The sequence below is a fragment of the Fusobacterium sp. genome (genome assembly GCF_029258315.1).
Lineage (GTDB): Bacteria > Fusobacteriota > Fusobacteriia > Fusobacteriales > Fusobacteriaceae > Fusobacterium_B.
The window spans coordinates 20,980-27,499 of record NZ_JARHZE010000009.1; the positions used below are offsets into that span (position 1 = coordinate 20,980).

Annotated in this window: 6 protein-coding genes and 1 pseudogene; 2 read left to right on the plus strand and 5 right to left on the minus strand. The window is 30.4% G+C overall.

Going from position 1 to position 6,520, the window contains the following annotated elements:
• From Q1J48_RS00860 to Q1J48_RS00880, 5 genes are all read right to left on the minus strand, one after another.
• Positions 1-789: an electron transfer flavoprotein subunit beta/FixA family protein gene (locus Q1J48_RS00860; RefSeq protein WP_300344595.1), complete on the minus strand. Its 789-nt coding sequence runs from the start codon at positions 787-789 to the stop codon at positions 1-3.
• Positions 790-836: 47 nt separating this feature from the next.
• The gene (locus tag Q1J48_RS00865; protein ID WP_300344593.1) at positions 837-1,982 is read right to left on the minus strand and encodes an acyl-CoA dehydrogenase; all 1,146 of its coding nucleotides are present in this window, start codon (positions 1,980-1,982) and stop codon (positions 837-839) included.
• A gap of 218 nt (positions 1,983-2,200) precedes the next feature.
• Entirely contained in the window at positions 2,201-3,409 is a 1,209-nt protein-coding gene (locus tag Q1J48_RS00870) for an acetyl-CoA C-acetyltransferase (protein ID WP_300344591.1), read from the minus strand.
• 344 nt (positions 3,410-3,753) lie between these two features.
• The gene (locus tag Q1J48_RS00875) at positions 3,754-4,593 is read right to left on the minus strand and encodes a 3-hydroxybutyryl-CoA dehydrogenase (protein WP_300360616.1); all 840 of its coding nucleotides are present in this window, start codon (positions 4,591-4,593) and stop codon (positions 3,754-3,756) included.
• A gap of 45 nt (positions 4,594-4,638) precedes the next feature.
• The gene (locus tag Q1J48_RS00880) at positions 4,639-5,415 is read right to left on the minus strand and encodes an enoyl-CoA hydratase-related protein (protein WP_300344585.1); all 777 of its coding nucleotides are present in this window, start codon (positions 5,413-5,415) and stop codon (positions 4,639-4,641) included.
• A 501-nt stretch (positions 5,416-5,916) separates the two neighbouring features.
• On the opposite strand from Q1J48_RS00880, the gene Q1J48_RS00885 reads away from it, so the two are divergent.
• Both Q1J48_RS00885 and Q1J48_RS00890 read left to right on the plus strand, forming a co-directional pair.
• Positions 5,917-6,372: a NanQ anomerase/TabA/YiaL family protein gene (locus Q1J48_RS00885; RefSeq protein ID WP_300344582.1), complete on the plus strand. Its 456-nt coding sequence runs from the start codon at positions 5,917-5,919 to the stop codon at positions 6,370-6,372.
• 34 nt (positions 6,373-6,406) lie between these two features.
• Positions 6,407-6,520: pseudogene (locus tag Q1J48_RS00890) on the plus strand (N-acetylmannosamine-6-phosphate 2-epimerase); the annotation flags it as partial.

Here is a 6,520-nt window from a genome sequence, read left to right on the forward strand (position 1 = left end):
TTATATAACGAATTTTTCTTTTAATTTTTCTACAATTAAGTCTGCTGCTTGTTTAGCATCTAAGTCTTCAAATACTTTTCCAGCTTGTTTAGCTCCCTTAGTAAATGATTTTTTAACTTGTGTTGGAGAACCTTTTAATCCAAGTTTTTCAACTTCAATTTTTACGTTATCAACTGTCCAAACTTCTATTTCTTTATCGAATGCATCTACTATGTTTCCAACTCTCATATATCTTGGAGTATTAGCTTCAGATAATACTGTTACTAATGCTGGTAATTGAGTTTCTAATAAGTAGTATCCATCTTCAATAACTCTTTTTACTGTTATTGTGTTAGCAACTTCATTGTATTTCATTTCTTTTAAATAAGATACTTGAGGTATTCCTAAGTGTTCAGCAATTTGAGGACCAACTTGTGCTGTATCTCCGTCTATTGCTTGTCTTCCTGCGATTATTAAATCATAATCTAATTCTCTTAAAGCTGCTGCAAGTGCATTAGATGTTGCTAATGTATCTGCTCCAGCAAATCTTCTATCTGTTAATAGGATTGCTCTATCTACACCCATAGCATATGCTTCTCTTAATATAGCATCTGCTTGAGGAGGTCCCATTGTTATAACTGTTACGTGTGCTCCATATAAATCTTTTAATTTTAAAGCTTCTTCTAATCCACCTTTATCATCAGGGTTCATAATACTAGGAACTCCATCTCTGATTAATGTTCCTTTTACTGGATCAAGTTTTATCTCTGTTGTATCTGGAACTTGTTTTATACAAACTACTATTTTCATTTTACGTCCTCCAATATTTTTCAATATGTTTTTTACCTAAAATCTTATTATCTGAATAAGCTTCCTGCGATAACCATTCTTTGAACTTCTGATGTTCCTTCATAGATCTCAGTTATCTTAGCATCTCTCATCATTCTTTCTACTGGATATTCTCTAGTGTATCCATATCCTCCGTGATATTGAACAGCTTTAGTTGTAACTTCCATAGCTGTTTCTGCAGCAAATAATTTAGCTCTTGCAGCATCTACTGTATATGGTAATCCAGCACTTTTCTTCCAAGCTGCTTTATATACTAATAATCTTGAAGCTTCAATTTTAACTTCTAAATCAGCTAATTGGAATTGAGTATTTTGGAATTTAGCTATAGCTCTTCCAAATTGTTTTCTTTCTTTTGTATAAGCAACTGTTTCATCTAAAGCTCCTTGAGCAATTCCAAGTGCTTGAGATGCGATTCCTATTCTTCCTCCATCAAGAGTCATCATAGCAATCTTAAATCCTTTTCCTTCTTGTCCTAATAAGTTTTCTTTAGGTATTCTAGCATTTTCAAATATTAATTCACAAGTTGCAGATCCTCTGATTCCAAGTTTTTTCTCTTTTTTACCAATTGTAAATCCTGGAGTTCCTTTTTCAATTATGAAAGCAGAGATTCCTTTTAATCCTAAGCTTTTGTTTGTCATAGCAAATATTACATAAACGTCTGCATATCCAGCATTAGTTATAAATATTTTTGATCCGTTGATTATCCATTCATTAGTTTCTGGATCTAATACAGCTGTTGTTTGTTGTCCAGCAGCATCAGTACCTGCGTTTGGTTCTGTTAATCCAAATGCTCCTATCCATTCACCTTTTGCCATTTTTGGTATATATTTTTTCTTTTGGTCTTCAGTTCCGAAAGCAAGAATTGGCCAAGTTCCTAAAGATGTGTGTGCAGAAACGATAACTCCTGTAGTTGCACATACTCTAGATAACTCTTCTACTGCCATAGCGTACATTACGTTATCTCCTCCAGCTCCTCCATATTCTTTTGGTACTGGTATTCCCATTATTCCTATTTCTGCCATTTTCTTAACAGTTTCTACTGGGAATCTTTCTTCTTCATCAACCTCTGCAGCTAAAGGTTTTACTTCTTTTTCAGCAAATTCTCTTATCATTTGTCTGAAAAGCTCATGTGTTTTAGGTATATTGAATTCCATTTTATCTAATCCTCCTACTGATTTTTTAAAACTTTGCCTATATCATTCTATAACAAAACTGTATCTAAAATCAACTATTTTTTCTTTTTTTTTACTTTTTTGGTTAAAATTGTTTCTTTAATAGTTAATTTTTTCACTTTTGTCTTTTAAAATAGCTTACCAATAAGCGTTTAGGTTTATAAGGTAAGCCATTTCATTTTTCTATTTACTTTTTATTATTATTTATTTCTTTTTAAAATAACTGCTACAGACATTCCTCCACCGATACATAGAGTTGCTAGTCCATAAGTTAAATCTCTTTTTTCCATTTCATAAGCAAGAGTTGTTAATATTCTGTTTCCAGATGCTCCAATTGGGTGTCCTAAAGCAATTGCTCCTCCATTTACGTTAGTTCTTTCTAACATCCACTCTTTTGTTACACCGTGCTCTTCACAAACTTCTCTTAAAACTCCTAAAGATTGAGCTGCGAAAGCTTCGTTTAATTCAAATAATTCAATATCAGTTATTTTTAATCCTGCTTTTTTCAATACGTCTCTAATTCCAGGAACTGGTCCAAGTCCCATATATGCTGGATCTACTCCACCTTGTCCTACTGCATATACTTCAGCCATTGGTTTTAAGTTGTATTTAGCTACTGCTTCTTCAGAAGCTAATAAAACTGCTGATGCTCCGTCGTTTAATCCAGATGCATTTCCTGCTGTAACTGTTCCATCTTTTTTGAAAGCTGTTTTTAATTTCGCTAAAACTTCTGGAGTTGATTTTCTGTTAGGATGCTCATCTCTAGCAAATAAAACTTCTTGTTTTTTAATTTTTACAGGTACTGGAACTATTTCATCATCAAATCTTCCAGCATCTACTGCTGCTATCGCTTTTCTTTGAGAGTTCATAGCAAATTCATCTTGCTCTTCTCTTGTAATATTATATTTTTCAGCTATATTTTCTGCTGTAATTCCCATGTGATATTCATGGAAAGCATCAGTTAATCCATCAGATACCATATGGTCAACTAATTTTAAATCTCCCATTTTAAATCCACTTCTTACAGATGCTGGTAATACAAATCCTGCTTGAGACATTGATTCTACTCCTCCAGCTATTATTAAGTTAGATTGTCCTGATTTAATTTCACAATAAGCTAAGTAAACTGATTTTAATCCTGATCCACAGATCATATTTACTGAATATCCTGGTACTTCTTGAGGAATTCCAGCTTTTATAGCTACTTGTCTTCCAATTCCTTGTTTATGTCCTGCATGTAATACATTTCCCATTACAACTTCATCTAAATCTGCTGGATTAATTCCTGTTTCATCAATTATTTTTTTTACTACTATTGCTCCTAAATCTCCAGGTTTTACATCTTTTAAACTTCCTAAGAAACTTCCAATTGGTGTTCTTTTAGCTGTTACTAAGTATACTTTTGACATTTTTTCCTCCTAGATTTGATTTATTTTAACCGTTAATCGTTCTCATTTTTATCTTTTAACAGTTAAAACGCACTCTTTTTATTTTTAAATTTTAATTTTATGTTTATTTTAAAGACATATCATATTTTATTTGTGCGATAAAAGTTATTTTTAATACTGTTTTGCTTTTACATGTTTATTATAATTCAATTTTCATATTTTTTACAATATATTTTATATATTATTTAGCTTTCTTTTATTTTTTTATTCTTTTCTGATTACTATTTAATCCTTTTTATCTAGAATAAATATTATTATAAAAATTGAGCTCGAAAAATATTATTTCGAGCTCACAATAATTTTAACTATTTTGTATAGTCATAGAACCCTTTTCCTGTTTTCATTCCTAGTTGTTTTCCACGAACCATTTTTCTTAATAATGGATGAGGTCTATATTTTGAATCTCCCATTTCATTATAAAGAACTTCCATTATAGCTAGACATACATCTAATCCAATTAAGTCTCCTAATGCTAATGGTCCCATTGGGTGATTAGCCCCTAATTTCATAGCAGCATCTATTCCTTCTACTGAAGCTACTCCTTCAGCATAAATTCCTATTGCTTCATTGATCATTGGAATAAGTATTCTATTTACTACAAATCCTGGTGCTTCTTCTACTTGTACTGGTACTTTTCCAATTATTTCAGAAATTTCTTTTATTTTTTCAACAATTTCAGTTGGAGTATTTAATCCAGCAATAACTTCTACTAATTTCATAACTGGTACTGGATTAAAGAAGTGCATTCCTATAACTGGTCTTCCAAGTCCTGCTCCAATTTCTGTTATTGATAAAGATGATGTATTTGTTGCAAATACTGTTTCAGCTTTACAAATTCCATCTAATTCTTTAAATGTTTGTTTTTTTATTTCCATATTTTCTATTGCTGCTTCTATCACTAAGTCACAATCAGCACAAATTTCTTTTGTTCCAGTAGTTATTTTAGCTAATATGCTTTCAGCTACTTGAGCTTCCATTTTTCCTTTAGCTACTCTTTTTTCAAAACCTTTAGCTATTTTATTTTTTCCATTTGCTGCAAATGTTTCATTGATATCACATAACATTACTTCAAATCCTTCTGTTTGTGCAAATGTTTGGGCAATTCCTGATCCCATTGTTCCTGCTCCAATAACTCCTATTTTCATTTTAATCCTCCTGATATTGTTTATATTTAATAAAACTATTATTTTTTATCTATTTTTAAATCCTTCTACTTTTCTTTTTTCTAAGAAAGCATTCATTCCTTCTTTTTGGTCTTCAGTTTCAAAACAACTTCCAAATGCTTTTTCTTCCACTACAATAGCTTTGTCCATATCAACATCTAATCCTTCATTGATAGCTGCTTTACAAGCACGAACTGCTATTGGTGCATTTTTAGCTATTTTATTTGCTAATTTTTTAGCCATTTCCATTAACTCTTCTTGTGGATAAACATCATTTACAAGACCTATTCTATATGCTTCATCAGCTTTTATATTTTTTGCTGAATATATCATCTCTTTAGCTTTTCCTACTCCTATTATACGAGCTAGTCTTTGTGTTCCTCCAAATCCTGGAGTTATTCCTAATCCTACTTCTGGTTGTCCAAATACAGCGTTTTCAGAACAAATTCTTATGTCACAGCTCATAGATATTTCACATCCACCACCAAGAGCAAATCCATTTATCGCTCCTATTACTGGGATAGGGAAAGTTTCTATTTTTCTAAATACATCATTTCCTTTTTTACCAAAAGCTTCTCCTTCAGCCTTTGTTAATGTACTCATTTCTGCTATGTCCGCTCCAGCTACAAATGATTTTGTTCCTGACCCTGTTATTATTAGTGCTCTTGTAGTTTTTAAATCTACTTGATCAAAAGTTTCATTCAATTCTTCTAATACTTTGCTATTTAAAGCATTTAAAGCTTTTGGACGATTGATTGTTACTATACCTACAAATCCTTCTTGCTCGTAAGTTACAAATTCCATTTGTGTTCCCCCTTTGTTTAATAAAGTAGTTATTTCAAACTTTAGGCTTAAAGATTAAAATTTCATCATTTTCAGTCTTTTTTGATGGTTATATTTTAACCACTAGTTTTTTATTAAATTACTTAAAGTTCTATTTGCTAGTATTATAGACCAAAATTTATATTTTGGGAAATATATTTTATATATTTTACGAATCTATTTGTTATATTTTTATAATTTATTATAATAAAAGACCACAAAAAGATCCTTTTTTTGTCACTTTTATTTTTTTAATTTTTACTATTATATTTTTTTTACTCTATCTACTTATATTTACTTTAGATAGATTTTTAAGTAAATTTGTCTAATTTCTTTTTAATTTTTATATATTTTTTTCACTCCTTCTATATGTGTATGAATTTTAAAAAGATTAAAAAACTATTGACAAATTTATAAAAAAGGTATATTCTTAAGAAGAAATGGTCACGAGAACAAAAAAAGTGTTAGAAAGGAGTTTAAAAAATGATATATGGTGAATTAAAAGATTTAAATCAGTATAGAGGAATATCTAAAAATTTAGATAAAGCTATTGATTATATTCTTGCTGGAAGCTATAAAAATGGTGTTCCTGGAAAAAATATTGTTGATGGAGATAATGTTTATTTTAACTTTCCTGATCATCCAATGACAAAAGAGTTTGAAGATGGATTCTTTGAAGGACATAAACAGTATATAGATATCCATATTGTAATTGAAGGTGAAGAAAATTTAGGTTTTGTTCCACGTTCTGAATCAAAATTAACTCAAAAATATGATGAGGCTGGAGACTATGAGTTATTTGATGGCGAAATTAAAAATCTTTTCCATCTAACTCCAGAAAGATTTGTGATGTTCTTTCCTAATGAACCTCATATGGCTCTTCTTAAAGTAGGAGAAGTTAAACAGATTTCTAAAGTGATCTTTAAAGTTTTAGTATAAAAAATCATTTTATATATTGTATAGGAGGCAAATAATGAATAGACTTGAAAGTGTTAAAGGTAAATTAATTGTTTCTTGTCAAGCACTTCCTGATGAACCTTTACATAGTTCTTTTATCATGGGAAGAATGGCTTATGCTGCTTTCGTC

Bases quoted from the DNA above. Each gene is read 5' to 3' on its own strand.
- Q1J48_RS00860 (WP_300344595.1), bottom strand. From the start codon at position 789: ATGAAAATAGTAGTTTGTATAAAACAAGTTCCAGATACAACAGAGATA.
- Q1J48_RS00865 (WP_300344593.1), bottom strand. From the start codon at position 1,982: ATGGAATTCAATATACCTAAAACACATGAGCTTTTCAGACAAATGATA.
- Q1J48_RS00870 (WP_300344591.1), bottom strand. From the start codon at position 3,409: ATGTCAAAAGTATACTTAGTAACAGCTAAAAGAACACCAATTGGAAGT.
- Q1J48_RS00875 (WP_300360616.1), bottom strand. From the start codon at position 4,593: ATGAAAATAGGAGTTATTGGAGCAGGAACAATGGGATCAGGAATTGCC.
- Q1J48_RS00880 (WP_300344585.1), bottom strand. From the start codon at position 5,415: ATGGAATTTGTAACTTACGAGCAAGAAGGATTTGTAGGTATAGTAACA.
- Q1J48_RS00885 (WP_300344582.1), top strand. From the start codon at position 5,917: ATGATATATGGTGAATTAAAAGATTTAAATCAGTATAGAGGAATATCT.